The following is a 2669-nucleotide window of genomic DNA, read 5'->3' as shown; positions in this document are numbered from 1 at the left end:
GTCGCAGGCCGACATCATGAGCGGCGAGCAAGACCCGGTCGGGGTTGCGCCGAACGACGAGGCGGTGTAGCCGGCGATACGGACTGTGCCGTCGTCGTCCGGCGCAACCCCGACCGGGTCTTGCTCGCCGCTCATGATGTCGGCCTGCGACTGCCCCACGTCCGGCAGGTACGAGGTGATGTACACCAGGTGGCGAGTGGCAGGGTGGTCGGCACCCTCCGCCATGACCGTACCGCCGTAGGAGTGCCCGACGACGACGGCACAGTCCACGTCATCGAGTGCGGCGCGCAGCGCCCGAGCGTCTTCGAGCAGATCGGCGGTGCCGGGCATGGCACCCTCGCCGCAGGACGGCAGCTCGACCGCCCGACTCACCGTACCGGTTCGCTCATGGATTCGCTCCGCGACCCGCTGCCACCACCATGCGCCATCCCGGACGAGTGCGCCATGCACGAACAGAATCTCCACCATCTCCGTCTTCTCTCCTTGCTCCCGCACGGATCTCCCGGGCGGTGTTGTCAGTTTCCATTCAATTAATTTCCCCAGCGAGTGGGGAGGTACTTTGATCTAAACCCAGATTTGGCTTACTGTCCAGACCTCGTTTGCGAGGGATAGCCTGTCAAGCCGCTGAACTGCTGTAATAACAGTTGGAGAAATCGCTAGAAATCTTGCTGGACAAGGTATCGAGGGTTGCAACGAAAACATGGAGGTTTCAGCCATTTTGCAGATCCCTCGCGAGTCATACAATAATCGAACTTGGTGCTGAAGTTATCGGAGGTTCTCCCCATACCTCAACCTGTAATAACGTATGTCGAGACAAAGGATAAAACCGCACACTGTCTTCCCCAAGTTTTACTTGCATCTGCAATCGTTTTTGCATTTCCTTGTACTGGTTATCTGTCAGCACACACTCAAATCCGCGTTAGCGAAATTAAGAATAACTTGGGTGTGTTGGATTCCTGTCTTCACGCTTTCTCACCTGTTCTTTTTCTAAATAAAGTATAATTTTGTTATTTCTTTAGAAATTTTATTCAGTAATTACCGTTTGTGACAGTTGGGATACGGAATGGAGGATCGAGCTTCAACCCCCCTGAAATTCAACATAGGTCGGATATACCTGTACTTGGCAACTAGTAAAGTGATACGTCTTATGGTTAGGCGGCTTGCATAATTTTTGACTCGCTTCGACTTTTAAAACATCCTCTTAACTGTTCTTGTATCTTTGTCAAAATTTTGAGATATTAAATTAAAAATTAATTCAGATAAAAAATTATGGCAACCGAGCAAGAGCTTCAATCTCTTTTTAATACCTTGGATACCGATCGAGATGGTAAAATCTCCATTAATGAGCTTTTTTTAAGCCCTGGCTTAAGTGCAATCATCTCGGCTGAAACAGGTATCAGTAGCCCCCAGGAATTGCTAGCTACGCATGGAGATAAAGACGGTAGTATCACCTTTGAAGAGTTAAAGAAAGTTGTTGAGAAAGCAGGAAATTTAAACTAAAAGTCAAAACAAGAATAAAAAGGTATCCTACCCCACAGCCGCGCCCGGTGTGGGGTATTTTGTTTACGCAAATTTTTTAGCACATCGGTAACTATGCCTGTGTGAGGGATTTGTGGTTTAGTAATCCTGTACTAATATTTCACAGTACATATGTGTCTTAAAAATGTTCGCTTTGCGTGTTTTGTACTTAAACACCAAGTCCAGCGTCCTGTGAATAATGAAAAGACAATGCGTCGTCAATATAATTATGCAATTATTTGTCAAAATGGTTACTAGTAACAGACAAAGACTCAAAACACGTTCTAATAGTGCATTTCGACTTATTTATCACTTGGTACTAGTCACAAAATTTAGAAGAAAGTCGCTAACGGGTGAAATGCTTGAAAGGTTGGAGGAAGTAATTAAGGAATTGTTCGGAAAGTGGGAATGCGATTTAATTGAGTTTGGAGGAGAAGCCAATCACGTACATATGTTGTTTGAGACGCCTGTACGCGCGTTGATCTCTACAAAATTAGTCAACAACATAAAAACCGTAAGCTCTCGCCGCCTACGGTCAGAATACGCAAATCATCTTTCTCAGTTTTATTGGAGTAGCAAGCCTCAATTCTGGTCAGGGAGTTATGCCATTATTAGTGTTGGTGCTCAAGCATATGCTAGAAAAACTTATTGAGTACGTACACAACCAAGAAAAACCAAATTAAGAATAAATGTTACTTCGTATTTTTACGCTAGCTTCGCTTACCGGGGTTCAAGCTCTTAAAAAAAGGCGGAGCCCTACTGAGCATAGGTTGGCAAAGTCTGGCTCATTCGGTTCAGATTACTGGCGATCGCGTTCCAAGTTGGGCAAAAAGCGTTTGTTCGTAACCCAGTAAGAAATTCCACAGATGTTTATGCTTGGTCGCCAAGCCACCCGAACCTTGCTCAAGACCCGCAATCTTTAAACCCATTGGATGGTGAGCAATCGTCTTGGCAAGGGTCGCTTTCAGTTGAATGATTTCTAGGGATGGAGTTGCACCCTGAAGATACGTTGTTAATAGGGATTGATAGAGCTGCCCAAGCTGCTTAAAGGTTTGAGCAAAACTCTTTTCTAGTTCATTTGCAGCAGAGCCACCCATGAATACGGTTGTAATCAATAAAGCAATTAACACGCCACAGGGAATGGCAATGAC

5 protein-coding genes are annotated in these 2669 nt (G+C 46.0%); 2 read left to right on the top strand and 3 right to left on the bottom strand.

All coding sequences use genetic code 11. The features are described from left to right. Both ACKTT2_RS00050 and ACKTT2_RS00045 read right to left on the bottom strand, forming a co-directional pair. Window positions 1–468: alpha/beta fold hydrolase (locus ACKTT2_RS00050; protein WP_407882721.1), on the bottom strand; the 468-nt coding region annotated here is incomplete at its 3' end. 268 nt (window positions 469–736) lie between these two features. After that, on the bottom strand, window positions 737–904 hold the full coding sequence (locus ACKTT2_RS00045; protein WP_407882719.1) for a CRISPR-associated endonuclease Cas2: 168 nt from the start codon (window positions 902–904) through the stop codon (window positions 737–739). A 365-nt stretch (window positions 905–1269) separates the two neighbouring features. On the opposite strand from ACKTT2_RS00045, the gene ACKTT2_RS00040 reads away from it, so the two are divergent. Continuing rightward, a complete protein-coding gene (locus ACKTT2_RS00040) occupies window positions 1270–1500 on the top strand; it encodes an EF-hand domain-containing protein (RefSeq protein ID WP_407882717.1) in 231 nt (76 codons plus the stop codon). A 247-nt stretch (window positions 1501–1747) separates the two neighbouring features. After that, window positions 1748–2170 (top strand): IS200/IS605 family transposase, encoded by a 423-nt coding sequence (gene tnpA, locus ACKTT2_RS00035; RefSeq protein WP_407882715.1) that lies wholly within the window; start codon window positions 1748–1750, stop codon window positions 2168–2170. A 142-nt stretch (window positions 2171–2312) separates the two neighbouring features. Here the strand turns inward: tnpA and ACKTT2_RS00030 are convergent. Next, a partial coding sequence (locus ACKTT2_RS00030) for a hypothetical protein (protein WP_407882712.1) occupies window positions 2313–2669 on the bottom strand: 357 nt, incomplete at its 5' end.

Origin of the sequence: Scytonema hankhaensis NUACC26 (genome assembly GCF_045865695.1) — a bacterium.
Lineage (GTDB): Bacteria > Cyanobacteriota > Cyanobacteriia > Cyanobacteriales > Nostocaceae > Scytonema.
The sequence above is the reverse complement of the archived record's forward strand: the minus strand, read 5'-3'. Positions and strand labels throughout refer to the sequence as shown.

Bases quoted from the DNA above. Each gene is read 5' to 3' on its own strand.
- ACKTT2_RS00040 (WP_407882717.1), top strand. From the start codon at position 1,270: ATGGCAACCGAGCAAGAGCTTCAATCTCTTTTTAATACCTTGGATACC.
- tnpA (WP_407882715.1), top strand. From the start codon at position 1,748: ATGCAATTATTTGTCAAAATGGTTACTAGTAACAGACAAAGACTCAAA.